Source organism: Cribrihabitans pelagius, from assembly GCF_048820915.1.
GTDB classification, from domain to species: Bacteria; Pseudomonadota; Alphaproteobacteria; order Rhodobacterales; family Rhodobacteraceae; genus Cribrihabitans_A; species Cribrihabitans_A pelagius.
Genome location: NZ_JBMERR010000003.1, coordinates 114242 through 138655, shown reverse-complemented (window position 1 = coordinate 138655; position 24414 = coordinate 114242). Strand labels below are relative to the sequence as shown.

Here is a 24414-nt window from a genome sequence, read left to right as displayed (position 1 = left end):
CTGCCGGTCAAGGCCCTGCTACCAAGCCGCATTCCAGCCAACCGCACCGGCCCAGCAAACCCTCCCGCGCCCGCGCGCTGCACCGGCCTTGCCGGAGCATCCCTGGCGGCCTTGGGCCGCGCGCCGCGCGGCGCGGCGCGCACCCGTGATCCAGCTTGTCGTCGTCCCCAATCCGCCGCCGATGGCACTCCGCCGGCCACCGGACCGGGCGGCGCACGCCGCCCTCCGCGCGCCCTGCGGCGCGCGGCCCGGCCCAAGGCTTCCGTGCAAATCCGTGATTTGCACGGCAAGACGCGTGAGTGCCCCGGCCGCGGCCGCGGCCCGACGCGGCTATTGCGGCGCGAAGCGCCTCAGCGCAGGGCTTCCGTCTTCGCCAGCCACTCCGCCAGCCAGCCGGGCCAGGCTTCGGGGATTCGGTGGCCGCCCTCGAACAGCACCAGGCCAATCTCCGCCCCGGGCGCGCAGTCCCAGCGGCGGCGCAGCGCGCCTGCCGCGCGCCAGCTTTGCGCCGGGGCGTGGCTGGCGCAGCCATTGGTCCGGCGCCACAGCTCCAGCGCGGCAAAGACATCACCCTGCCGGTAGCGGCCGCCGCCGAGTATCCGCCCCTCCAGCGGCACCACCGCATCGATCCAGCCGTGGCTGTGCAACAGCCGCACCGGCCCCGCGCAGGCTTCGGGCTGCGGCCGCCAGAAGGCGCCGGAGACAGGCGCATAAGCGGCAAACGCCTGCGGATGGCGGCAGGCCAGATAATGCACCATGAAAGCGCCGGAGGAAAACCCCGCCAGCACCGTCTGCCGCCGCGAGGTGCCGAACCGCACCGCGGCATCCTTGATCACCCCGGCAAAAAAGGCGGCCTCGTCCCGGCCTTCCCAGAACGGGCCGAATACCCAGGACCGCCGCCCGCCGCCGCTGCCGCCCGAGGCGGAGCCGCGCAGGCTGCCCTCCGGCGCGATCAGGGCAAAGCCGCGCGCCGCCAGCCCGTCCGCCAGCGCCCGGTTGCCGACCACCTGCGCGCTGCTGCCGCCATAGCCGTGCAGAAACATCACCACCGGCGTCTCTGCCTCCGGCCCGTGCCCGTCCGGCAGCAGGATGCGGTAGCCGCCGCGCGCCGCCTCGCACAGGCCCTCCGGCCCGCCGCAAGCCTCCACCCGGGGCGGCGCCGCTGCCACCACGCCGCACAGGGCCAGCGCCAGCGCCTTCATCGCTGCCACGGCCGCCACCCTCAGGCCCGCCATGGCACCACCGGCAGGCCGCGCGCAATCCAGCCCGGGCCGGCGGCTGAGCCCAGCATGCCCTCGGGCACATCCGCGATGGTGGAGAAACCCGCCGCAGCCAGCGCCCGCACCATGCGGGCCGAGCGCACGCCGCGGGCGCAGATCAGCGCCACCGGCACTCCAGCGTCCCCGGCAGCCGCCCGCACCGCCGCGGCAAAATCCGCGCGCCGCATGTCGATCGGACGGCTGCCCGCGGGCACACCGGTGGCGCGCCACTCCTCCGGGCGGCGGATGTCGGCCAGCAAGAGCGTGCCCGCCTGCACCCGCGCCCAGGCCTGATCCGCGCCGAGCCGCGGCTGGCCGTGCCGCGGCGGCTGGCCGCGCAGCCACCAGCCGCCCGCCCCCGCCAGCACCGCCGCGCCGCCAAGCGTCAGCAGCCGACGCCGCGGCCACAGATTTGCGGACCCGTTCCGCGCTCTCTCTGCCATAAGCGTCGCCCCCATCGCGATACCGCCCCGCGCCAGCCGCCGGGCCGCGCCCGACTCCATCCTAGCCTGCGGCAAAAGAAACGCGCCACTCATGCGAAGCTGTTTCGCTCATCAAGTTCTTGTCAACAAAGGCGCAGCGCCCCAAATAGCAGGAAAGACAGAAAATTATTACCGCCCGCCTGCGGAATATGCGCGCAGGCAGGGCGGCCGGGGTGGCTCTGGGACCAAAAATTGCTTAGCAAATACGTCAAACGCGCCAATCCCAAACCGGAGAACTGCACGTGTCCCTGTTTCTGATTGCGGCCCTGCCCTTTCTCGGAGCCGTCTTTCCCGCTCTGCTGATCCGCGCCGGGCGCAATGCCGCCGCCGCCGCGGCGGGGCTCACCAGCCTGCTCGCCTTCATCGGCCTGATGCTGCATATCCCCACCATCTTCCGCGGCGAAACCGTGCATGCGGCGGTCGACTGGCTGCCCGCGCTCGGGCTCAATGCGCATTTCTTCCTCGACGGGCTGGGCTTCCTCTTTGCCGCGATGATCCTCGGCATTGGCCTGCTGATTATCCTATATGCGCGCTTTTACCTGTCGCGCGAGGATCCGATGGGGCAGTTCTTCAGCTACCTGCTGCTGTTCCAGGGCGCGATGGTCGGCATTGTGTTGTCCAATAACATCCTGCTTCTGCTGGTGTTCTGGGAGCTCACCTCGTTGTCGTCTTTCCTGCTGATAGGCTACTGGAAGCACCTGCCCGAAGGCCGCCAGGGCGCGCGCATGGCGCTGACGGTGACCGGCGGCGGCGGGCTGGCGATGATCGCGGGGATGCTGATCCTCGGCCATATCGCGGGCTCCTATGACCTGAGCGAGATTCTCTTGCAGAAGGAGGCGATCCAGGCCTCGCCGCTTTACCTGCCGGCGCTGATCCTGATCCTCCTGGGCTGCTTTGCCAAATCGGCGCAGTTCCCGTTCCACTTTTGGCTGCCGCATGCAATGGCAGCCCCCACGCCGGTCTCGGCCTATCTGCATTCCGCCACCATGGTGAAGGCGGGGCTGTTCCTGATGGCGCGGCTCTGGCCGGTTCTTGCAGGCACACCGGAGTGGTTCTACATCGTTGCCACCACCGGCCTAGTGACCATGCTGCTCGGCGCGGTGATTGCGCTGTTCAAGGACGACCTGAAGGCGCTCCTGGCGTTTTCCACTGTCAGCCACCTGGGGCTGATCACCATGCTGCTGGGCTTTGGCACAAAGATCGCCGCCGTGGCCGCGGTTTTCCACATCATCAATCACGCGACCTTCAAGGCAGCGCTGTTCATGACCGCGGGCATCGTCGACCACGAAGCAGGCTCGCGCGACATCAAACGGCTGGGCGGCCTGCGCCACCTTATGCCCGTTACCTTCACCATCGCTCTGGTGGCGGCGCTGTCGATGGCGGGCATCCCGCCCCTGAACGGCTTCCTCTCCAAGGAGATGATGCTGGAGGAGGCGGCCCACACCGTCTGGAACGGCTCGCACCTGATGGTGCCGCTGCTCGCAGGTATCGCTGCGCTGTTTTCGGCAGCCTATTCTTTCCGCTACATCGCCCATGTTTTCCTCGGCCCGAGGCGGGACGACTACCCGGGCCACCCGCATGATCCGGGCACCGGCATGTGGATCGGGCCGGCCTTTCTGGTGGGTCTGGTGGTGGCGATCGGGCTCGCCTCGGCCAAGATCGCAGGTCCGATGGTGGCGACCGCCGCCAGCGCGGTGATCGGCGGCGGGGAGCTGCCCTATTACTCGCTCAAGCTCTGGCACGGGCTGACGCCTGCACTTTACATCTCCATCGCGGCGGTGCTGGGCGGGCTGATCCTGCTGGCGCTGCACCGGCCGCTGGAGCGGGTCTGGAACGCCCTGCCGCGCCCCGAGGCCAAGAACATTTTCGACGCGCTGATCGGGGGTTTCGCCCGCCTCAGCCACTGGATCACGGACGGGCTGCACAATGGCGCGCTGACCCGCTATGCCGCGGTGATGGTCGCCTTCACTGTGGCGGTTGCCTGGTTCGCCTTCCAGGGCGGCGCGCTCTCCGCGGCCACCCGCGCGGTGCAGGAGCCGGGCTACATCCCGCTGATCGCCTGGTTCGCGCTGGTGGTGGCGACACTGTTCATCGTCGCAAAGCATCGCAACCGCCTCATCGCGCTGGTGCTGATCGGCATTGTTGGCCTGATCGTGTCGATGTCCTTCAACTACCTCTCCGCCCCCGATCTGGCGCTGACCCAGATCTCGGTCGAGGTGGTGACCATCATCCTGATGCTGCTGGCCCTGAACTTCATGCCCAAGGAAACCCCGGTCGAGACCCCGGTGCTCCTCCGGCTGCGCGACGGCGCCATCGCGGTGGTGGCCGGGCTGGGCACCGGCGCGCTGGTCTATGCGCTGCTGCTGCGCGACTTCGCCTTCCCCACAATCTCCGATTACCACCTCGCCAATTCCTACAAGGGCGGCGGCGGCACCAATGTGGTGAACGTGATCCTTGTGGACTTCCGCGGCTACGACACCTTTGGCGAGATCATCGTGCTCGGGATTGCCGCCATGGTGATCTACGCCCTGACCGAGGCGGTGCTCGCGACCCGCGTCCGGGCCTACCTGCTCAATCGCAAGCCGGACCTGCCGCAGGCGGGTGACAGCCATCCGCTGATGATGGTGGTGGCGACGCGGGTGATGATGCCGCTGGCGCTGATGGTCGCGGCCTTCATCTTCTTCCGCGGCCACAACCTGCCCGGCGGCGGCTTCATCGCCGGGCTGATCGCGGCGATTGCGATCATCATGCAATATATGGCTTCCGGCTTCGGCTGGGCCACCGAGCGGCAGCGCTACCCCTATCACGCCATCATCGGCTCCGGCGTGCTGATCGCCGCCGCGACCGGGCTTGGCGCCTGGTTCAACGGCATGCCCTTCCTGACCAGCGCCTTCGGCTATATCCACTGGGAGCCGCTGCAGGAATTCGAATGGGCCACCGCGGCGCTGTTCGACCTTGGCGTCTTCCTCGCCGTGGTCGGCGCGGTGCTCCTGGCACTGGAAAGCCTGTCACGCTTTGCCTGGCAGCCGGGGACCAGCTCGGAACACGCAATGGACATCAACCCGTCGCGCGAAGACGCGGCCAAGACCGGGACGGAGGGCTGACCATGGAACTGCTCGTCGCCTCGGCCGTGGGCATTCTCACCGCGGCCGGCATCTACCTGATCCTGCGCCGCCGCAGCTTCCCGGTGATCCTCGGCCTGTCGCTGATCACCTACGCGGTGAACGTGTTCCTGTTCGCCTCCGGCCGGCTGATGACCGGCGCGCCGCCAATCCTCAACAAATACGAGGAGGTGATCTACACCGATCCGCTGCCGCAGGCGCTGGTGCTGACCGCCATTGTAATTTCCTTCGGGATGACCGCGGTGGTGGTGATGATTGCGCTTGGCGCCTATCTTTCGTCGCGCGATGACCGCACCGCGCTGGACCACGGCCCCGACGGCGCCGGAGAGGACGTATGAACCACCTTCTGATCGCCCCTGTGGTGCTGCCCGCGCTGGTCGCCCCCTTTATCATCATGGTGGTGCGCCACCACCTCGACCTGCAGCGAATCTTCTCGGTTGCAAGCACCGTGCTGCTGGCCGCCATCTCGCTCACCCTCGCCGCACAGGCAGCGGACGGCACCGTTCAGGTCTACGAGCTCGGCGACTGGCCCGCGCCCTTCGGCATCGTGCTGGTGCTGGACCGGCTGGCGGGGATGATGATCGTGCTCACGTCGTTTCTGGCGCTGCCGGTGCTGCTTTATGCCATCGGCTCCGGCTGGGATACGCGGGGCAGCAACTTCCACGCGCTGTTCCAGTTCCAGCTGATGGGTATCCTTGGCGCCTTCCTGACCGGCGATGCCTTCAACCTCTTTGTCTTCTTCGAGGTCCTGCTGATCGCCTCCTACGGGCTGATGATCCACTCCGGCGGCCCGCGCCGCTTTACCGCGGGGGTGCAATATGTGGTCTACAACCTCCTCGGCTCCACCCTGTTCCTGTTTGCGCTCGGCACCATCTACGCGGTGACCGGCACGCTCAACATGGCCGATCTCGCGGTGAAAGTGGCAGAGCTGCCGCCGGGCGGCACCGCGCTGCTGCGCACAGGCGCCGCGATGCTGCTCCTGGTCTTCGCGATCAAGGCGGCGCTGCTGCCGCTGCACTTCTGGCTGCCCGCGGCTTACGCCAATGCGCCGATGCCGGTGGCGGCGCTGTTTGCGATCATGACCAAGGTCGGCGCCTATGCCATCCTGCGCGTCTTCACCCTGGTCTTTGGCCCCGGCACCGCCGCCACCCAGGGCCTCACCGAAAGCTGGCTGCTGCCCGCGGCGCTGCTGACGCTGGCGGCCGGCGCCATCGGCATCATCGGCGCGCGCCACATCGGGCGGCTGATGGCCTTTGGCGTCATCACCTCCATGGGCACGCTGCTCACGGCCGTCTCGCTGTTCACCGAGGCCTCCACCGCCGCCGCGCTCTACTACCTGGTGCATTCGACCCTGGCCGCGGCGCTCCTGTTCCTGGTCGCCGACCTGGTGATCGAGCGCCAGGGCAGCCTGATCGAGGCGCAGAGCCCGATGCCGCAGGCCGCGCTGATCGCGGCGCTGTTTTTCACCGGCGCCATCGCGATGGCGGGAATGCCGCCGCTCTCGGGCTTCCTCGGCAAGCTCTTGGTGCTGGACGCCACCCGCGAGGCGGCGCAGGCGCCCTGGATCTGGGGCGTGGTGCTCACCGGCTCGCTGGTGACGATCGTGGGCATGGCCCGCGCGGGCTCGCAGCTGTTCTGGAAGGCCCACGCCATCCCTGCCATGGAACCCGCCCAGCTGGAACCGCTGGCCCCTGATCTTATGCAGGTGCACAGGATGCCCGCGCCGCGCCGCCTGCCCTTCGCGGCCTGTTTCACCCTGCTTGCAGGGCTGGTTGCGCTCACCGTCTTTGCAGGGCCCGCCACCCGCTACGCCGAGGCCACCGCCGCGCAGCTCTATGCGCCCGCGGCCTATATCGAAACCGTGCTGGGAGAGACTGAGCAATGAAGATGTTCCGCCGCCTGCTGCCGCACCCGGTGCTGACGCTGCTGCTGACCCTGACCTGGCTTCTGCTGGTCAACGGCTGGTCGCTCAACTCGCTGCTGTTCGGCTTCCTGCTCGGGGTGCTGATCCCTTTCGTGACGCAGCCCTACTGGCCCGCGCGCCCGCGCCTGCGCAACCCGGTGAAGGTCGCCGAGTACATCTTCGTGGTGATCGGCGATATCATCATGGCCAATGTCATCGTCGCCCGCATCGTGCTGTTCAAACCCAACGCCGACCGCCGCCCGAACTGGATCACCATCCCGCTCGACCTGAAAACGCCCGAGGCGATCACAGCTCTCGCCGGCACCATCACCATGACCCCCGGAACGCTGTCGGCCGACCTGTCGAGCGAGGGCCACGCGCTTTTGGTCCACTGCCTCGACGCGCCCGACCCGGACGCGGTCAGGGACGAGATCAAACAGCGCTACGAACGCCGCCTGATGGAGATTTTCGAATGATCGCAATCGCCACCCTCTTTGCCTTCGGCTGTTTCGCGCTCGCCCTCCTGATGAACCTCTGGAAGGTGGTGACCGCGCCGGACGTGGCCGACCGCATCCTCGCGCTCGACACCATGTTCATCAACGCCATCGCCCTGATCGTGCTCTACGGCCTGGCTCTCGGCTCCGAGATCTTCTTCGAGGCCGCAATCATCATCGCCATGCTCGGCTTTGTCTCAACCGTGGCCTACGCGCGCTTCATCCTGCGCGGCAACATCATCGAGTGAGGAGGGATCATGGAAAGCCTGGTTGAATTCGGCGTTGCCGCCTTCCTCATCATCGCGGGCATCTTCGGCCTGGTCGGCTCCTACGGGCTGATCAAGCTCAACGACCCGATGTCGCGGCTGCACGCGCCGACCAAGGCCACCACGCTGGGCGTCGGCGGGGTGCTGCTGGCCTCGATGCTGCATTCCTGGGGGTTCGAGGAGTATGCCTCCTTCCACGAGCTGATGATCACCCTGTTCCTGTTCCTCACAGCTCCCGTGACCGCGCATTTCATCGCCAAGGTGCATATCCACCGGCGCGAGCGGCGCGAGACCATGCCCTCACCGGGCGAGGACAGCTGCTGGGCCACCCACGCGGGCGCGGACGAGACCCAGGACGCTGGCGGCACCGCTGGCAAAGACAAGGCGGGCTGAGCCCGCAGCTCCGCCCCCGCACCTCCGGCACCCACCCGTCCCTCAGGACAGCAAAGGTAAAAGCACATGGACTCCGCCCGTCTCCCCCTCACCCGCGACCTGGTGCTGATCGGCGGCGGCCACAGCCACGCGCTGGTTCTGCGCAAATGGGGGATGCGGCCCCTGGCCGGCGCAAGGCTCACCGTCATCAACCCCGGCCCGGCCGCGCCTTATTCCGGTATGCTGCCGGGCTTTGTCGCGGGCCACTACGGCCGGGACGAGCTGGACATCGACCTGGTGCAGCTCGCCCGCTACGCCGGCGCCCGCCTGGTGCTGGGCGCGGCAGAGGCGATCGACACCACGGCCCGGCTGGTGCATGTGCCGGGCCGCCCGCCGATCGCCTATGACGCCGCCTCCATCGACATCGGCGTCACCTCCGCAATGCCGGACCTGCCGGGCTTTGACAGGCACGGCATACCGGCCAAACCGCTCGGCGCCTTTGCCGCCCGCTGGGACTCCTTCCGCCAAGGCACCGGCCCGGCGCATGTTGCGGTGATCGGCGGCGGCGTTGCCGGCGCCGAGCTGGTGATGGCGATGGCGCACGCGCTGAAGGCGCGCGGCCGCCTCGGCCAGGCCACGCTGATCGACGCGGGCACCGCCCTCGGCGGGCTCGGCCCCGACGCCCGCAAACGCCTGCGCAACGCTCTCACCGAGCGCGGCGTGCGGCTGGAGGAAAACACCTCCGCCGCCCGCGTTGAGGCGGACCACATCGTGCTGCAGGACGGCCGCGAGATCCTTTCGGGCTTCACCGCAGGTGCCGCCGGCGCCCGCCCCTACGGCTGGCTCGCGGGCAGCGGCCTGACGTTGGAGCAGGGATTTATCAAGGTGAACAAAACCTTGCAAACATCTGTTTCCAATGTCTTTGCCTCGGGTGACTGCGCCCATCTTGAGTTCTCTCCGCGGCCCAAGGCCGGGGTCTACGCAGTGCGCCAGTCGCCGGTGTTGTTCCACAACTTGCGCGCCTTGCTGACCGGCGACCCGCAGCGCCGCTACCGCCCGCAGAAGGACTATCTCAAGCTGATCTCGCTTGGTGCCAAAGAGGCCCTGGGCGAGCGTTTCGGCACCACCATTTCCGGCCCGATGGCCTGGCACCTGAAGGACCGCATCGACCAGACCTTCATGGAGAAATTCCGCGACCTCCCCGCGATGGACGCCCCCGAGCTGCCCGCCGAACACACGCTTGGCATGGAGGCCGCGCTGGGGGACAAACCGCTCTGCGGCGGCTGCGGCGCCAAGGTCGGGCGCGGCACGCTGTTCGCCGCGCTCAACAGCGGCGATGCCAAACCGGGCGCTGCGCGCAGCGATGTCTCTGCCCTGCCCGGCGACGATGCGGCGCTGCTGACCACCGGCGGCGTGCGCCAGGTGATCAGCACCGACCATCTGCGCGCCTTCTGCAACGACCCCGTGCTGATGGCCCGCATCGCCGCGGTGCATGCGCTTGGCGACATCTGGGCCATGGGCGCCGAACCGCAGGCCGCCATGGTCAGCCTGATTCTGCCCCGGATGACTCCCGCGCTGCAGGCCCGCACGCTCGAAGAGATCATGGGCGCCGCCGGCACAGTCCTGCGCGAGGCTGGCGCCGCAGTTGCCGGCGGCCATACCTCACTTGGCGACGAACTCACCGTAGGCTTCACCGTTACCGGCCTCTGCCCGCGCCCGCCGATCACCCTTGCCGGCGGGCAGCCCGGCGACGCGCTGATCCTGACCAAGCCGCTCGGCTCCGGCGTGCTGCTGGCGGCGGAAATGGCGGGCGAAGCCAAGGGCGCGTGGGTGGCCGGCGCCTGGCAGCACATGAGCCAGCCGCAGGGCGAAGCCTCCCGCATCCTTGCCGGGGCCCATGCGATGACCGATGTCACCGGCTTCGGGCTGATCGGCCATCTGCTCGGACTCTGCGAGGCTTCGGGCGTTGGCGCCGAAATCTCCACCGGCACCGTGCCGCTGATGGCCGGCGCCGCGGAGCTCGCGGAACGCGGCATCCGCTCGTCGCTGTTCGCTGCCAACCAGGCCGCCGCGCCCGGGCTGCAAGTGGCAGGCTGGCAGGACCTGCTGTTCGATCCGCAAACCGCAGGCGGTCTGCTCGCCGCGGTGGCGCCGGAGGAGGCAGACAGCCTGCTGGAACAGCTGCAGAAATCCGGCTGCCCCGCCGCCCGCATCGGCCGCCTGACCAGCACCGGCACCGCCATCACCCTCACCCGCTGAGCCCTCGCCCGGCGCCCCGCCTGCTGCCAGGCAGGCGCTCCCGCCCGGCTTCGGGATCCTTGCGGACCCTCACCCCGTTGGGCCTGGCCCGGCGCAACTTGCGCCGGGCCAGGCCCAACGGGAGCGGTGCATGACAATGCACCGGCGACGGGCGGGAGCGCCCGGTTTGCGGTAAACAAAGCGGCCGGGCAGTTGCCGCGGCGGGTCAGAGGCAGGTCAGAGGCGGGCCATCGCCTCGGCCACCTGCCGCGCCGCGCGGCCGAGGCCGGCGTCGTCCAGAGTGTCCGTTTCCACCACGGCCGCCACCTCGGCACCTGCAGCGGCGCGGGATTTGCGGTAGGCGGGGTCGTAATGCTGTTCCATCAGCGCCCGCGTCAGCCCCGGCTTGTCGCCCGCGGCGATCAGCGCGATCCAGCCATCCACCACCGCGCCGGAGCGGTGTGCGCGCAAGGCTTCCAGCTTGCCCCGCAGCTTCTCCGCATCCGACAGGATGTCGTCATAGGCCTCGGTCAAATAACGGCAGCGCGCCCCGGCCGGGGCCTGCAAATCTACCCGCCGCGCCGCCTTCATCGCTTCCCAGACCGCAGGCGGGATGATGCGCTGGCCGATCTTGCTCGACTCCGCTTCGACCAGCACCGGGCGCTCCGGGTCAAGCGGCAAAAGCGCTCCGCAAAGCGCCGACTCGAAGCCTTTCTGCGAAGGCTGCGGCTCTGCCATCTCTCCCAGCAGCGAGCCGCGGTGATTGGCGAGACCTTCGAGATCCAGCACCTGCACCCCCAGTGCGCCCGCACGCTTCAGCACCTCGGTCTTGGCGCTGCCGGTATAGCCGTCGAGCGCCACCAGCCGGTGCGGCAGCTTGCTTTCGTAGAGCGCCTTGTGCACCAGCCTCCGGTAGGTCTGATAACCGCCCTCGACCACCTCGGCGCGCCAGCCGATCTGCTGCAGCATCCAGGTGAAGGACCCCGAGCGCTGGCCGCCGCGCCAGCAGTAGACCAGCGGCCGCCAGCCGCCCTCGTGATGGCTGAGCCGCTGCTCGATGTGGTCGGCGGCATTGCGGAACACCAGCGCCGCGCCCAGCTTGCGGGCGAGGAAAGGGCTTTCCTGCACGTAGATCGTGCCGACACGGGCGCGTTCTTCGTTGTCGAGCACAGGCATATTGATCGCGCCGGGCACGTGGTCTTCGGCATATTCCGCCGGGCTGCGCACGTCGATTACCGTGTCGCGGCCGTGGGCGTAGAACTCTTGCAAGGATGTGAAACGCAGCGCCATGCGCCTGCTCTACCGCGCGCACCCGGCAAGGGGAAGCGCAAACCCCGCGGCAGCCCCCCGCGGACCGGATTGGGGCTTGCGCGCAATGCGCACCGGACAGTATGCCGGAGGGGTGTTCCCGTTTGGGCCACGCCCGCCCCGTCCGCCAGTCACATCCCCGCACAAAAGCCCAGCCCGACCTCTCCCCTACGCAAGGACCGCGCAATGACCAGTGACGCCCCGCTCGAGATCCACACCATGCCCGGCCACCTGATCCGGCGGCTGCACCAGATCTCGGTGGCGCAGTTCATGGAGCGCATGGCTGACGCCGGCGCGGATCTCACCCCGGTGCAATATGCTGCGATGACCGCGATTGCCAGCCACCCCGGCATCGACCAGGCCACGGTGGCGGGGCTCGTTGCCTATGACCGGGCGACGCTGGGCAAAGTCGCGGACCGGCTGGTGGAAAAGGGGCTGGTGGCACGCCGGGTGTCTGCCGCCGACCGCCGGGCACGCGAGTTGAGCCTGACCGCTGAAGGCAAGGCGCTGCTTGCGCGCATCGGGCCGATCGTGACGGAGTCGCAGCCGATGATCCTGAGCGGGCTGAGCGAGGCGGAGCGCGAGACCTTCATCACGCTTCTGCGCAAGGCGACGCTGGCCGCCAACGAACTCAGCCGCGCACCGCAGCGCGACCTGCCCCCGCCGCCCCAGGCGGCAGAGTAAGCCCGCCGCCCCAGGCGGCAGAGTAAGCCCGCGCCGCAGGCGGCTGAGTGAGACCTTCGCCACAGGCGGCAGAATAGGCACTCCGCCGCAGCCGGCCGCATGAGGATTTTTCCGCAAGGTTCCGAAAAGACTTACCCTTTTCCCACGGAGCAGGCTCAGTTGCCCGCCGCCGTTCCGTCCTCTTCCAAGGGCTCGATCAGCGCTGGCCCGGAGGCGCGGCTGGAGTTCACCGCCGGATCGACGCGGGTGAACTCCAGCACATCCTCTGCGCCGGGCTGCATAATCCGCGCCGCGCCGCGGCCCTCCTCGCCCAGCCAAAGCGGCCAGTCCTCAGCCTCCAGCACCAGCGGCATCCGGTGGTGGATCGCGCCCATCGTGCTATTGGCCGCGGTGGTGACGATGGCGCAGGTGTCCATCGGGCCTTCGGCCTTGGCGTCCGGATCACGCGCCTCCCAGCTCTGCCAGATCCCGGCAAAAGCGATGGCCGCGCCGTCGCGGCGGGTGATGTACCAGGGCAGCCGGGCGCCGTCTGCATCCTTGGTCCATTCAAAGAAACCGCTCGCCGGGATCAGGCAGCGGCGGTTGCGGCAGGCGGCGCGGAAGGCGGGTTTCTCCGCCACTGTCTCGGCCCGCGCGTTGATCAGCAGCGGGCCGCGGCTCTCGCTCTTGTACCAACGCGGCACGAAGCCCCAGCGCATTGACACCAGGCGGCGGCTGTCTTCGCCGAGGCGCACCACATGCACCTGCGTGGTCGGGCAGACGTTGTACTGCGGCACCTCTGGCAGGTCATTGGCGGGCTGGGCCGCAAACAGCTGCGCCATCGCATCGCTCGGCAGGGTCACGGCAAAGCGTCCGCACACCGCAGAGGGCCTATTGCAACGGGAAGCGAGGCTGGCAAAGCGCGCCTTGCCCGCTCATTTTGCATAGGCCTTGCGGGCGAGCTCAACGCGGGCGTCCATCATCGACATCTCCTTCAGGATCTCCTGCCGCCGGGTGCGGTCGCCGGTCTCGCGCAGCTCCGCCCGCAACCGGTGCAGCTCGCGCGAGAGGCTGACGAACTCCGGCACCCCGCCGCTTTCGCGCACCAGCCGATTGAGCAGCGCGTTTTCCGGGTCGTCACAGTCCGGCAGCGGTTTTCCGGCACCGGAGAGGTTGTCAAAGGCGCCCTCGGCCTCGGCGGCCTCGATACGGGCGTTGATGAGATTGATCAGCGGATGGTCCATGCCAGCATTCTGCCATGACGCAAAGCGCAGCGGAACCCCGGGGAACCGCTGCGCTGAAAGGTCAGCCCTGCTGGCCCAATGTTTCGCGCGCGAAACATCAGGCCAGAACCCCTGACTTACTTCCGGGTGATGCGGCCGTCGGTGTAAGGCGTGTAGGGGCCCTGCTCGGCCAGGTACTCCGCCAGCACATCAGCAAGGTCCGGCCCGTAGTCATAGGCGTTCTTGTCGTCGCCCTCGAACATCGCATAGCCATCGCCGCCGTTGCGGACGTAGTTGTTGGTGACCACCAGATAGGTCTTTTCCGGGTCAAGCGGCGCGAAGCTGCCGTCGTCCTGCGCGACCTCGACGTCCTGCAAGCGGTTCTCGCCCGCGGTGCCAGCGGGATCCCAGCTGAACTTGAGCCCCGCGACCTGCGGGAAGCGGCCCTTCACGTCCTCGACCTGGCTGACGCCGTTTTCCAGCGCGGCCTTCAGAGTTTCGCCGTCGATTTCAAAGGTGGAGAGCGTGTTCTGGAACGGCAGCACGGTCAGCACTTCGCCCATCGTCACCGGGCCTGCGTCGATGCTGGCACGGATGCCGCCGGAGTTGGCGATGGCGATGCTGACGCCCTGGTCTTTTACCCGGTCGAGCATCGCATCCGCCACCAGGTTGCCCATCGCGCATTCCTGCACCCGGCAGATATCGCGGCTGCCCTCAACCGCCTCGGCGGTTTCCGCGACCACCTTGTTGCGGATTTCGTCGAGCGGTGCGGCAAGCTCGGCGATGCGTGCCACTGTGGCGGCGTCCTCGCTCACCGCGGCATCCATCACCTGCGGTTCGCCCGTGGCGGAGATCACATCGCCCGCGTCATCGAAGGTCACCTCCAGCGCGCCGAGGTATTTGCCGTAGGCATAGGCCTGCACGATCTGAACCCCGTTCACCACCGTCGGATAAGGGCCTGCCGCCTTGTCGGAGGTGTTCGACAGGTAGGTGTTGGTATGCCCGCCGACGATCACGTCAACGCCCGTGGTCTCCGCCGCGATCTGCTGGTCGACGCCATAGCCCGAGTGGCTGAGCACCACGATCTTGTTCACGCCTTCGTCGGTCAGCCGGTCGACCTCGGCCTGCACTGCCGCGACCGGATCGGAGAACGTGATGTTCTTGCCCGGGCTTGCCAGCTCATGGGTATCCTCGGGCGTGAGGCCGATGAGGCCGATCTTTTCGCCGCCGCGCTCGATCACGGTGGATTTCTTCAGGACATCCGCCAGCTGCGGCTCCTGCGAAACATCGGCGTTCGACATCAAGACCGGAAACTCGACCGCATCCATGAAACCGCGCAAGACCTCGGGGCCGTCGTCGAACTCGTGGTTGCCCACGGTCATCGCGTCATAGCCCAGCTTGTTCATCATCTCCGCCGCGGCCTTGCCCTTGTAGTAGGTATAGAACAGCGAGCCCTGGAACTGATCGCCGCCATCCACCAGAATCGCATTGCCGGCCGCGTCGCGCGCCTCCTTGATCGCGGTTACCAGACGGGCGGTTCCCCCGAAGCATTGACCCTCGGCCTGGTCCTCCTCGCCGCAGCCGCTGTCGTATTTGCTGATCGGCTCGAAGCGAGAGTGGAAGTCGTTGGTGTGCAGAATGGTCAGCTTGTATTCCGCTGCGGCCATGCCGGCCGTGAGGCCAAGCGCCGCAACCGAGGTGAGAAATCGCGCAATCATATGAAGGGTCTCCCGTTGATCTGTTTTAGGGCGATGGTGCGCATAAAGGCCGCGCCCGTCAAAGGGGAAAAACGCGTTGCTTGACTATCCTTGCGGAAAGCGGACGGCCCGGCGGCAAAGCGGACGGCACTCGATGGCCCTTGATTCACGCGCAAACGCAGGGCATCACCCGGCCATGCTGATTTACAAGATTTTCCGGGCGGACGAATGGGCCGCATTGCAGGCCGAGGGCGAGACCGCCGGCGCGCCGATCGACGTCACCGACGGCTATGTGCATTTCTCCACCGCCGCTCAGGCGGCGGAAACCGCGGCCAAGCATTTTGCGGGCGCCGAGGGGCTGGTGCTTCTCGCCTGCGAGGCAGACGCTATGGGAGGCGATCTGAAGTGGGAGGTCTCCCGCAATGATGCGCTGTTCCCGCATCTTTACCGCAAATTGCGGGTGGCGGATGTGCTCTGGGCCAAGCCGCTGCCGCTGGCGGGCGGACGCCATGTTTTCCCGGAGGAGATGGCGTGACCCTGTCCGAGCGGCTGGCGCTGGCCCTGATGCACCGGATCGACCCGGAAACGGCGCATGGGCTCTCGATCAAAACTCTGCGGATGGGGCTGGCCCCTACCCCCGGAACGGTGACCTCGCCGCGGCTGAAGACCACGCTCGCGGGCATCGCCCTGCCCAACCCGGTGGGTCTTGCGGCCGGCTTTGACAAAAATGCCGAGGCCCTCGCGCCGCTGTCGCGCGCCGGGTTCGGCTTCATCGAGGTTGGCGCCGCCACTCCGCGGCCGCAGCCCGGCAACCCCAAGCCGCGGCTGTTCCGGCTGAGCGAGGACCGCGCCGCGATCAACCGCTTCGGCTTCAACAACGAGGGCATGGAGGCAATCGGCGCGCGGCTGGCGGAACGGCCGAAGGACGTGGTGATCGGGCTGAACCTTGGCGCCAACAAGGACAGCGAGGACCGGGCCGCGGATTTTGCCAAGGTGCTGGCGCATTGCGGCGGGCATCTGGATTTCGCCACCGTCAACGTCTCCTCCCCCAACACCGAGAAGCTGCGCGACCTGCAGGGCAAGGCGGCGCTCTCGGCGCTGCTGGCCGGGGTGCTGGAGGCGCGTGAGGGGCTGGCGCGCCGGGTGCCGGTGTTCCTGAAGATCGCGCCGGATCTCGATGCAAGCGGCATCGAGGATATCGCGCAGGTCGCGGTGGACAGCGGCATCGACGCGGTGATTGCCACCAATACCACACTGTCGCGCGAGGGCTTGCACAGCATCCACAAGGGCGAGGCCGGCGGGCTCTCCGGCGCCCCGCTGTTCCAGAAATCCACCCGGGTGCTGGCGCGGCTGTCGGAACTGCTGGACGGCCGGGTGCCGCTGGTGGGCGTGGGTGGGGTCGGCTCGGCGGAGCAGGCATATGCCAAGATCTGCGCAGGGGCTTCGGCGGTGCAGCTGTATACCGCGCTGGTTTACGGCGGCCTGTCGCTGGCTTCGCAGATTGCCCGCGGGCTGGATGAACTCCTGGCACGGGACGGCTTCAACACCGTGGCGGAAGCGGTTGGAAGCAAACGGGGAGACTGGCTGTGATCACCTACTGGCACAATCCGCGCTGCTCGAAGTCGCGCGCGGGGCTCGCGCTCTTGCAAGAGCGCGGCGCTGAGTTTGAGGTGCGTCTCTATCTGCAGGACGCGCCCTCGGTTGCGGAACTGGTGGCGGTCCGCGATGCGCTGGGGGTTGCCGCTATTGCAATGATGCGGACCAGCGAAAAGGTCTTCAAGGAGCTGGGCCTCGGCAAAGACAGCCTTGAGGACACACTGCTGGCAGCGATGGCTGCGCATCCGGTCCTGATCGAGCGCCCGATTGCCATCACGGACGGCAAGGCAGTGATCGGCCGCCCGGCCGAGGCGATTGAGGCGCTGCTCTAGCTGCAGGCACCCGTTTTCCGGCGCGGAAAACGGAACGGAAATCACATGATTTCCGGGCCGGAATTCCCGCAGAATTCCGGCGGCCTCAGGCGCCGATCCGGGCTTCCAGCCGCGGATAGCGCAGGGCCAGGGTGACACCGCGGGCGAGGTTCAGCACCATCAGCGCGGCCCAGAGCCCGTGGTTGCCGAAAGCGGGCACAAGCAGCAGCAGCGACAGCACGTAAACCGCCACCGCCTGCAGCATCGCCACCCGCATGTCCCGGGTCCAGGTGGCGCCGATGTAGATCCCGTCGAGCATGTAACTGGCCACGCTCAAGGCGGGCGCCAGAACCGCCCAGACGAGGTACGCGCGCCCCGCCTGCCGCACTTCGGGCGAGTTGGTCATGAGGTCGATGACGGCAGGGCCTGCAAGGGCAAAGCCAAGCCCCAGCAGCAGCGCGCCGCCGGTGCTCCATTGCGCCGCCACCACCGCCGCGCGGCGCAGGGGCGCGCGGGCACGGGCGCCAACCGCGCCGCCGACCAGAGCCTCCGCGGCGAAAGCAAATCCATCAAGCACAAAGGCGGTGAATTGCAGGAATTGCAGCAGGATCTGGTTGGCGGCGAGGTTCACGTCTCCCACCCCGGAGCCGATGAAGAGGAAAGCAGTGAAGGAGCCGGTGAGCAGAACCGAGCGCACCATTATGTCGCCGTTGACCTGCATCATCCGCTTCAGCCGCGCAGCATCGAAGATCCGCGCCCAATCGCGCCACTGCTCGCCCGCAAAGGCGTCGCGGCAGAGCCAGAGCCCCAGCGCCAGCCCGCTCCATTCCGCGATCAGCGTGGCCAGCGCAACGCCCTCCACCCCCCAGCCGAGGCCCAGCACGAACCACAGGTCCAGCAGGATGTTGAGCCCGTTCATCCAGACCTGCAGCAGGAAGACACCGCGGGTGCGCTCCACCGCGATCAGCCAGCCGGAGACCGCATAGAGCGCGATGGTGGCAGGCGCGCCCCAGATGCGGATCTGGAGGTAATCGCGGGCCAGCGTCTCCACTTCCGCGCTGGCGGGCGCAAGCGTGAAAGCGCCCCAGAACAGCGCCGCCTGGCCGAGGATGAAGAAGGCGCCGGCGGCAAAACCGAGGAGCAGGCCGCGCATCAGAAGCGCGCCAGTCTCACCCCAATCGCCGGCGCCGCGGGCCTGGGCGGCAAGCCCGGTGGTGCCCATGCGCAGAAAGCCGAAAATCCAGTAGACCGAAGCGAGGATCACCGCGCCGATGCCGACGGCGCCGATGGGGGCGGCCATGCCCATCTGGCCGACTACGCCGGTATCCACCGCGCCGAGGATCGGCACGGTGGCGTTGGAGAGCACGATCGGCACCGCGATCTTCAGCACCCGGCTGTGGGTGATCTCCGTGGTGAGGGCAGTCATAGCGTGTCAGCCCTCGCGGGGCTTGTCCGCGCCGTTTTGGTCCTGCGGCATCAGGAAATGGCCGGTGGCCTGGGCAAAGAGCTTGTCCTTGTGGTCCTGCCAGGATTCCACATGCACCGAGGCATAGCGGCGCCCGGAGCGGTTCACCCGGGCGCGGGCATAGGCGTCGCGCGGCAGGCCGGAGCGCAGGTAGTCGACGGTGAAGTCGATGGTCTTGGGCTGGCGCGGCAGCCTGCCCGCCGCCATCTCCGCCGGGTCGAGATCGCCGGACTCGATCCGCGGCCAGAGGTGCGCCCAGTTGAGGGTGATCATCGCGGTGATCTCGAGAAACGCCGCCGTCACCCCGCCGTGGATTGCGGGCAGAAACGGGTTGCCGATCAGCTTGTCGTCGAAATTGAGCTGCGCCGTGAGTTCGTCGCCGCGGCGGTCGAAGGTCACGTTCAGGAAGCGGATGTAAGGCACGGAATCCACCAGCGCATTGAGCGCGGCGTCGCGGCGCTGCTTCACCGTCTGCACCGGTTCGGGACGGGGGCGGCTCAAAACTTCTTCTCCACGGTGAAAGCGCCCGCGGCGGTCGCGACGGGGCGGCCCGTGTCCTCGTCCGTTGCAGTGGCGCGGACAAAGGCGACGGAGCGGGTGATGTGGTGGCACGTGGCGCGGGTGGTGATGGTCTGCCCGGGGGTGGCCGGGCGCATGTAGTCGATGCGCAAATCGATGGTGGCGGTGCCGCCGGGCGCGGACGGATGGCTCATCACCGCGGCGCCGCAGCAGGTGTCCATCAGCGCCGAGACCGCGCCGCCGTGAATCACCCCGGTTTCCGGATCGCCGATCAGCTTCTCGTCGTACGCCATGGTGATCTCGGCGGTGCCGTCACCGATCTCGGTCAGTTTCATGCCGAGCTGGCGGGCGTGCGGAATGGCTTCGATGAACTGGCGCGCCAGGTGGGTCTTGTCGGCCATGCAGGCTGTCCCTTCAGGTTGTTCGGCCCGATCTTGGCCTTCCCCCGCCGAAAGCGCAAGGTTGCTGCAGCGCGGCGCTTGCACTGGCCCGGCCATCGTCTTAGGTTGCCGGCAAGGGAGATGACGGATGACCGACAACAGATTGTCATTCAAGGAAATGTGCGCGGAGTTCGAGGTGACGCCACGGACCTTGCGCTATTATGAATACATCGAGCTTCTGCAGCCCGACCGCGAGGGGCGCGCGCGGTTTTACGGGCCCCGCGAGCGGGCGCGGATGAAGCTGATCATGCGCGGGCGCAAGTTCGGCTTCCAGCTGGAGGAGATCCGGCAATGGCTGCTGATCTATGAAAATGAAGGCAATGAAGCGCAGATGAAGACGTTTCTGGAGATGGCCAACCGGCAGATGGTCGAGCTGCAGAAGCAGCGCGAGCAGATCGGCGAGGCGTTGGAGGAACTGGGCCAGCTGCGCGCCACCACCGAGGCGCTGCTGAAGTAACGGGTCCGGCGCGCTGTCACGGACGACAGGTTTGCCCCGTCTCTGAGTGAGGCGGGGCTTTTTGCATCCGGGAGCCCGCAAGACGCACAGGAACGAACGGGCAGCCGCTTGACACAAAGCCGCGCGTCGCCGGCGCGCGCGGTGGCGATCCGTACTGGAGTGGCTGGCAGTTTATGTCTGCAAAGTCCGTACGCTCTCTCGAGGGACCACCCAGCATCGGCCAAATCGCCGCCGCGTGGGGGCGCGCCGGCGATGCGCGGCGGCCTCACGGCCTTGTCCCGCGCGGGCCGTGCCCCCTCCCCGCCCTCAGATTCGGATTGCATCCCTGCCAGCCCCGGCGCCGTTGCGGCGGGCGGAACCGGCACCGGCGCAAATCAACCCCGCGTCACCTTTTTGTGCGCAGTGCGCGCGCCAGAAATGACGTGACGTATCGTTTACGTAAACGTCAAGTACGGCTTGAAAACGAAGCCGACTGGAGCCAGCCTAGTCCCTGCACCAAGCCGTTTAAGAGTGATGACGATGACTGAGGAAACCATGACCATCCGGGAGATGTGCGGGGCTTTTGACGTGACCCCGCGCACCCTCCGGTTTTACGAGGCAAAGGAGCTTCTGTTCCCGATCCGGGAAGGCCAGAAGCGGCTTTTCACCAAGCGCGACCGCGCCCGCCTGAAGCTGATCCTGCGCGGCAAGCGCTTTGGCTTCAGCCTGGAGGAGATCCGCCAGCTTCTGGACCTCTACCACATGGGCGACCAGCAGCTGACCCAGCTGAGCCGCACCTATGAGATCGCGCAGGACCGTCTTGCCGACATGGAGCGACAGCGCGAGGAGCTGACGGAAGCGATTGAGGATCTGAAGGACCAGCTGCGCTGGGGCGAACAGATGATCGCCTCGATGCGGATGGAGAAACAGGCGGCGGAGTAACCCGTCCGGCGGCCGTGCCTGTTACGGCCCGGCCGCCGGCCTCCTGCCGCCGGTGGCATTTTGAACCACCCCCTGGCCGGCCCCGCACCGGGCGCCGGACCGGAATATTGACCCTGCCCCGCGCCGGACCGTTCGGCGTGCCCGCAACACGACACGCAGAGGCGCCAGTTTTCCCGGCGCCAATACAGACCCAACAGAGCTGACGAGGACCGCGATGCCCGCATATACCGCCCCCACCAAAGACACCCAATTCGTTCTGCACGACGTGCTGAACGTCTCCGCCGCCGGCATTCCCGGCTATGACGAGCTGGAGGCGGAATTCACCGGCGCGGTGCTGGAAGAGGCCGGCAAGATCGCAAGCGAAGTGCTGCACCCGCTGAACACCGTGGGCGACAGCGAGGGCTGCCGCCTGGAAAACGGCGTGGTCTACACCCCCACGGGCTTCAAGGCCGCTTTCGAGCAGGTCAAGGAAGGCGGCTGGCCGGGTCTGGACATGCCGGAGGAATTCGGCGGCCAGAACATGCCTTATGTGATGGGCACCGCGGTGGGCGAGATGTTCTCGGCCGCAAACCAGGCCTTCACCATGTATCAGGGCCTGACCCACGGCGCCGCCTCGGCGATCCTGGCGCATGGCACCGATGAGCAGAAGAACACCTACCTGCCCAAGATGGTCTCCTGCGAGTGGACCGGCACCATGAACCTGACCGAGCCGCATTGCGGCACCGACCTGGGCCTGATGCGCACCAAGGCGGAACCGCAAGGCGACGGGTCCTACAAGATCACCGGTCAGAAGATCTTCATCTCCTCCGGCGATCACGACATGGCGGACAACATCATCCACCTGGTGCTCGCCAAGATCCCCGGCGGCCCCGAGGGCATCAAGGGTGTTTCGCTGTTCATCGTGCCGAAGTTCCTGGTGAAGGAAGACGGCAGCCTGGGTGAGCGCAACGGCGTCTCGGTCGGCAAGATCGAAGAGAAGATGGGCATCCACGGCAACTCCACCTGCGTGCTGGACTACGACGGCGCTGCCGGCTGGCTGCTCGGGACCGAGCACAAGGGCATGCGCGCGATGTTCACGATGATGAACGAGGCGCGCATCGGCGTCGGCATGCAGGGCCTCGCCCAGGCCGCCGCGGCCTATGAGAACGCTGTGGCCTATGCCAAGGACCGCCTGCAGGGCCGCGACGTGACCGGCGCGAAGAACCCCGACGGCCCGGCCGACCCGCTGATCGTGCACCCGGACATCCGCCGCTCGCTGATGGACCAGAAATCTTTCGTCGAAGGCGCGCGGGCCTTCCTCCTCTGGGGCGCGATGATGATCGACAAGGCGCACCGCGCCGGCGACAAGGATGCCGATGGTCTGGTCTCGCTGCTGACCCCGGTGATCAAGGGCTTCCTCACCGACCAGGGCTACGACATGACCGTGCAGGCGCAGCAGGTCTATGGCGGCCACGGCTACATCGAGGAATGGGGCATGTCGCAATACACCCGCGACGCCCGCATCGCGATGATCTACGAAGGCGCCAACGGCGTGCAGGCGTTGGATCTGGTCGGCCGCAAGCTGGGTCAGGACGGCGGCAAGCACGTGATGGCCTTCTTTGAGCTGGTCAAGAACTTCTGCAAGGAAAACGCTGATATCTCCGAAGGTTACGCAAGAGAGTTCATCGAGCCGCTGAAAGCAGCCTCGAAGGACCTGCAGGCGGCGGCGATGTATTTCATGCAGAACGGCATGAAGAACCCGAACCACGCGCTGTCGGGCTCCAACGACTTCATGCACCTGTTCGGCCATGTCTGCCTCGGCCTGATGTGGGCGCAGATGGCCAAGGCCGCGCAGGACAAACTTGACGCGGGGTCCTCTGACGCGGCGTTCTATGAGACAAAGCTGGCAACCGGCCGCTACTACATGGCACGGCGGCTGCCCGCGACCAGGCTGCACCTCGCCCGCATCGAAAGCGGTGCGGACACGGTGATGGCGCTGGACGCTGACCGCTTCTGAGCCTTGCGGGCGTCCCCCACGCGGGGGCGCCCCGCCCTGCCCCGGCCGGCGCCTTTGTGAGGAGAGGATCCATGCCGAAACGCTTCCGCCTGACCCGCCGCCTGCCGGTCGCCATGACCGAAGACGGCTACCGCAGGCTCAAACGCTTTGCCCGCGAGGCCGGGCTCGACGAAGGCGAAGCGCTGTCATTCCTGTTCGAGCATTTCGACAGCGTGACAGATTTTGAGAACCTGAGCCACCGGCTGCGCCAGTTCAACGCCGGACTGGAGGCGCGCAAGCGCTGAGAGCGCACGGCCGGCAGGCCACAGTATGAGACGGGCGCGCAGCAGCCGCGCCGATAGGGGGAGACGAGAGATGAGCAGCGACGCAGCGCCGAAATGGATGACGGAAGAGCACCGGATGCTCGCCGGGATGACCGCCCAGTTCATCACCAAGGAATGGGCGCCCAAGTTCGAGACCTGGCGCAAGCAGGGCATGATGGACCGCGAAACCTGGAGCCAAGCCGGTGAGCTGGGCCTCTTGTGCCCTTCGGTGCCCGAAGAATACGGTGGCGCCGGCGGCGATTTCGGCCATGAGGCGGTGATCCTGATGGAAGGCAGCCGTGCCAACCTGGCGAGCTGGGGCCACGGCATCCACTCCGGCATCGTGGCACATTATGTGCTGAACTACGGCACCGAAGAGCAAAAGGCCCGCTGGCTGCCCAAGATGGTGACGGGCGAGCTGGTCGGGGCGCTGGCAATGACCGAGCCCTCGACCGGATCGGACGTGCAGGCGATCAAGACCAAGGCGGTGAAGGACGGCAACGGCTACCGGCTGTCGGGCCAGAAGACCTTCATCACCAACGGCCAGCACGCCAACCTGATTCTGGTGGCGGCCAAGACCGACCCGGCGCTGGGCTCCAAGGGCGTGTCGCTGGTGGCGGTGGAAACCGACGGCGCCGAAGGCTTCAGCCGCGGCCGCAACCTCGACAAGATCGGCTGCCATGCGGCGGACACTTCCGAGCTGTTCTTCGACAATGTGGCGGTGGCGCCGGAAAACATCCTCGGCGGCGCCGAGGGCCAGGGCTTTTACCAGATGATGCAGCAGCTCCCGCAGGAACGGCTGATCATCGCCTGCGGCGCGGTGGGCGCAATGGAAGGCGCGGTAGAGCGCACCATCGCCTACTGCAAGGAACGCGAGGCCTTCGGCGGGCCGATCCTCCAATTCCAGAACACCCGCTTCAAGCTGGCCGAATGCCTGACCAAGACCCGCGTCGCACGCGCCTTCCTCGACGAATGCATCGCCGAGCATCTGGAGGGCCGCTTGAGCGTCGAGAAGGCGGCGATGGCGAAATACTGGATCACCGACACCCAAGGCGAAGTGCTGGACGAATGCCTGCAGCTCTTTGGCGGCTACGGCTACATGCAGGAATACGCGGTGGGCGAGATGTGGGCCGACGCCCGCGTGCAGCGGATCTATGGCGGCACCAATGAAATTATGAAGGAGCTGATTGCGAGGGCATTGTGACACGAGAATCGGCGATACGGGCTGAAAGGCAGAGATGCCTCCGGCGGGAGTATTGGGAGCAAGATGACAGAGCAAGCTCCACCCTGCCCCGCCTTACCGTTTGGCTGCCGGATTTATCGAGGCAGGGTGTCACCTTGCGCAGTCATCGGCTCTCCAGCCTGTACTGCGCTGCCATC

Annotated in this window: 25 protein-coding genes; 16 read left to right on the top strand and 9 right to left on the bottom strand. The window is 67.3% G+C overall.

The window, feature by feature from the left end; translation table 11 throughout:
• Positions 1 to 350: 350 nt before the first annotated feature.
• Positions 351 to 1235: a CE1 family esterase gene (locus ACOHX0_RS03915; protein WP_420675358.1), complete on the bottom strand. Its 885-nt coding sequence runs from the start codon at positions 1233 to 1235 to the stop codon at positions 351 to 353.
• Positions 1223 to 1702 carry a rhodanese-like domain-containing protein gene (locus tag ACOHX0_RS03910; protein ID WP_420675357.1) on the bottom strand — a complete coding sequence of 160 codons (480 nt, stop codon included), beginning with the start codon at positions 1700 to 1702 and terminating at the stop codon, positions 1223 to 1225. The genes ACOHX0_RS03915 and ACOHX0_RS03910 overlap by 13 nt, the downstream gene beginning before the upstream one ends.
• A gap of 281 nt (positions 1703 to 1983) precedes the next feature.
• On the opposite strand from ACOHX0_RS03910, the gene ACOHX0_RS03905 reads away from it, so the two are divergent.
• The 7 genes from ACOHX0_RS03905 to selD all read left to right on the top strand — a co-directional run bounded on the left by ACOHX0_RS03905 (position 1984) and on the right by selD (position 10157).
• Positions 1984 to 4845: a monovalent cation/H+ antiporter subunit A gene (locus ACOHX0_RS03905; RefSeq protein ID WP_420675356.1), complete on the top strand. Its 2862-nt coding sequence runs from the start codon at positions 1984 to 1986 to the stop codon at positions 4843 to 4845.
• Positions 4846 to 4847: 2 nt separating this feature from the next.
• Complete coding sequence (locus ACOHX0_RS03900) at positions 4848 to 5201, top strand: Na+/H+ antiporter subunit C (RefSeq protein WP_420675354.1); 354 nt, start codon at positions 4848 to 4850, stop codon at positions 5199 to 5201.
• Positions 5198 to 6748 carry a monovalent cation/H+ antiporter subunit D gene (locus ACOHX0_RS03895; RefSeq protein WP_420675352.1) on the top strand — a complete coding sequence of 517 codons (1551 nt, stop codon included), beginning with the start codon at positions 5198 to 5200 and terminating at the stop codon, positions 6746 to 6748. Before ACOHX0_RS03900 ends, ACOHX0_RS03895 begins: the two co-directional genes overlap by 4 nt.
• Positions 6745 to 7242 (top strand): Na+/H+ antiporter subunit E, encoded by a 498-nt coding sequence (locus ACOHX0_RS03890; protein ID WP_420675351.1) that lies wholly within the window; start codon positions 6745 to 6747, stop codon positions 7240 to 7242. Before ACOHX0_RS03895 ends, ACOHX0_RS03890 begins: the two co-directional genes overlap by 4 nt.
• Complete coding sequence (locus ACOHX0_RS03885; protein ID WP_420675350.1) at positions 7239 to 7508, top strand: K+/H+ antiporter subunit F; 270 nt, start codon at positions 7239 to 7241, stop codon at positions 7506 to 7508. Before ACOHX0_RS03890 ends, ACOHX0_RS03885 begins: the two co-directional genes overlap by 4 nt.
• 9 nt (positions 7509 to 7517) lie before the next feature.
• Positions 7518 to 7919 (top strand): Na+/H+ antiporter subunit G, encoded by a 402-nt coding sequence (locus ACOHX0_RS03880; protein ID WP_420675349.1) that lies wholly within the window; start codon positions 7518 to 7520, stop codon positions 7917 to 7919.
• Between the two features lie 66 nt (positions 7920 to 7985).
• A complete protein-coding gene (selD, locus tag ACOHX0_RS03875) occupies positions 7986 to 10157 on the top strand; it encodes a selenide, water dikinase SelD (RefSeq protein ID WP_420675348.1) in 2172 nt (723 codons plus the stop codon).
• A 216-nt stretch (positions 10158 to 10373) separates the two neighbouring features.
• Here the strand turns inward: selD and mnmH are convergent, their stop codons facing one another.
• A complete protein-coding gene (gene mnmH, locus ACOHX0_RS03870; protein ID WP_420675347.1) occupies positions 10374 to 11426 on the bottom strand; it encodes a tRNA 2-selenouridine(34) synthase MnmH in 1053 nt (350 codons plus the stop codon).
• Positions 11427 to 11630: 204 nt separating this feature from the next.
• Between mnmH and ACOHX0_RS03865 the strand changes: the two genes are divergently transcribed.
• A complete protein-coding gene (locus ACOHX0_RS03865; RefSeq protein WP_420675346.1) occupies positions 11631 to 12128 on the top strand; it encodes a MarR family winged helix-turn-helix transcriptional regulator in 498 nt (165 codons plus the stop codon).
• 155 nt (positions 12129 to 12283) lie between these two features.
• Here the strand turns inward: ACOHX0_RS03865 and ACOHX0_RS03860 are convergent, their stop codons facing one another.
• The 3 genes from ACOHX0_RS03860 to ACOHX0_RS03850 all read right to left on the bottom strand — a co-directional run bounded on the left by ACOHX0_RS03860 (position 12284) and on the right by ACOHX0_RS03850 (position 15048).
• Complete coding sequence (locus ACOHX0_RS03860; RefSeq protein WP_420675345.1) at positions 12284 to 12988, bottom strand: SOS response-associated peptidase; 705 nt, start codon at positions 12986 to 12988, stop codon at positions 12284 to 12286.
• A gap of 54 nt (positions 12989 to 13042) precedes the next feature.
• Entirely contained in the window at positions 13043 to 13351 is a 309-nt protein-coding gene (locus ACOHX0_RS03855) for a DnaJ family domain-containing protein (RefSeq protein ID WP_420675344.1), read from the bottom strand.
• 116 nt (positions 13352 to 13467) lie between these two features.
• On the bottom strand, positions 13468 to 15048 hold the full coding sequence (locus tag ACOHX0_RS03850; protein ID WP_420675343.1) for a bifunctional metallophosphatase/5'-nucleotidase: 1581 nt from the start codon (positions 15046 to 15048) through the stop codon (positions 13468 to 13470).
• A 175-nt stretch (positions 15049 to 15223) separates the two neighbouring features.
• Here ACOHX0_RS03850 and ACOHX0_RS03845 point away from each other — a divergent pair, with 175 nt between their 5' ends.
• Genes ACOHX0_RS03845 through arsC form a run of 3 tightly spaced genes read left to right on the top strand, consistent with a single transcriptional unit; the run spans position 15224 to position 16955 of the window.
• Entirely contained in the window at positions 15224 to 15562 is a 339-nt protein-coding gene (locus ACOHX0_RS03845; protein ID WP_420675509.1) for a DUF952 domain-containing protein, read from the top strand.
• Positions 15559 to 16617, top strand: coding sequence for a quinone-dependent dihydroorotate dehydrogenase (locus tag ACOHX0_RS03840; RefSeq protein WP_420675342.1), 1059 nt, complete (start codon positions 15559 to 15561; stop codon positions 16615 to 16617). Before ACOHX0_RS03845 ends, ACOHX0_RS03840 begins: the two co-directional genes overlap by 4 nt.
• Entirely contained in the window at positions 16614 to 16955 is a 342-nt protein-coding gene (arsC, locus tag ACOHX0_RS03835; protein WP_420675341.1) for an arsenate reductase (glutaredoxin), read from the top strand. The genes ACOHX0_RS03840 and arsC overlap by 4 nt, the downstream gene beginning before the upstream one ends.
• An 85-nt stretch (positions 16956 to 17040) precedes the next feature.
• On the opposite strand, the gene ACOHX0_RS03830 is transcribed toward arsC, so the two are convergent.
• From ACOHX0_RS03830 to ACOHX0_RS03820, 3 genes are read right to left on the bottom strand one after another with little or no spacing between them, the layout of a single operon-like run.
• Positions 17041 to 18360, bottom strand: coding sequence for an MATE family efflux transporter (locus tag ACOHX0_RS03830; protein WP_420675339.1), 1320 nt, complete (start codon positions 18358 to 18360; stop codon positions 17041 to 17043).
• Between the two features lie 6 nt (positions 18361 to 18366).
• Positions 18367 to 18900, bottom strand: coding sequence for a PaaI family thioesterase (locus ACOHX0_RS03825; RefSeq protein ID WP_420675338.1), 534 nt, complete (start codon positions 18898 to 18900; stop codon positions 18367 to 18369).
• Positions 18897 to 19319: a PaaI family thioesterase gene (locus tag ACOHX0_RS03820; protein WP_420675337.1), complete on the bottom strand. Its 423-nt coding sequence runs from the start codon at positions 19317 to 19319 to the stop codon at positions 18897 to 18899. Before ACOHX0_RS03820 ends, ACOHX0_RS03825 begins: the two co-directional genes overlap by 4 nt.
• Positions 19320 to 19446: 127 nt before the next feature.
• On the opposite strand from ACOHX0_RS03820, the gene ACOHX0_RS03815 reads away from it, so the two are divergent.
• From ACOHX0_RS03815 to ACOHX0_RS03795, 5 genes are all read left to right on the top strand, one after another.
• A complete protein-coding gene (locus ACOHX0_RS03815; protein ID WP_420675336.1) occupies positions 19447 to 19815 on the top strand; it encodes a MerR family transcriptional regulator in 369 nt (122 codons plus the stop codon).
• A 519-nt stretch (positions 19816 to 20334) separates the two neighbouring features.
• Positions 20335 to 20736: a MerR family transcriptional regulator gene (locus tag ACOHX0_RS03810; RefSeq protein ID WP_420675335.1), complete on the top strand. Its 402-nt coding sequence runs from the start codon at positions 20335 to 20337 to the stop codon at positions 20734 to 20736.
• Between the two features lie 214 nt (positions 20737 to 20950).
• Positions 20951 to 22732, top strand: a complete 1782-nt coding sequence (locus ACOHX0_RS03805; RefSeq protein WP_420675334.1) for an acyl-CoA dehydrogenase C-terminal domain-containing protein — start codon at positions 20951 to 20953, stop codon at positions 22730 to 22732.
• Between the two features lie 71 nt (positions 22733 to 22803).
• A complete protein-coding gene (locus tag ACOHX0_RS03800; RefSeq protein WP_420675333.1) occupies positions 22804 to 23016 on the top strand; it encodes a hypothetical protein in 213 nt (70 codons plus the stop codon).
• Positions 23017 to 23086: 70 nt separating this feature from the next.
• On the top strand, positions 23087 to 24238 hold the full coding sequence (locus ACOHX0_RS03795) for an acyl-CoA dehydrogenase family protein (RefSeq protein ID WP_420675332.1): 1152 nt from the start codon (positions 23087 to 23089) through the stop codon (positions 24236 to 24238).
• Positions 24239 to 24414 lie beyond the last annotated feature (176 nt).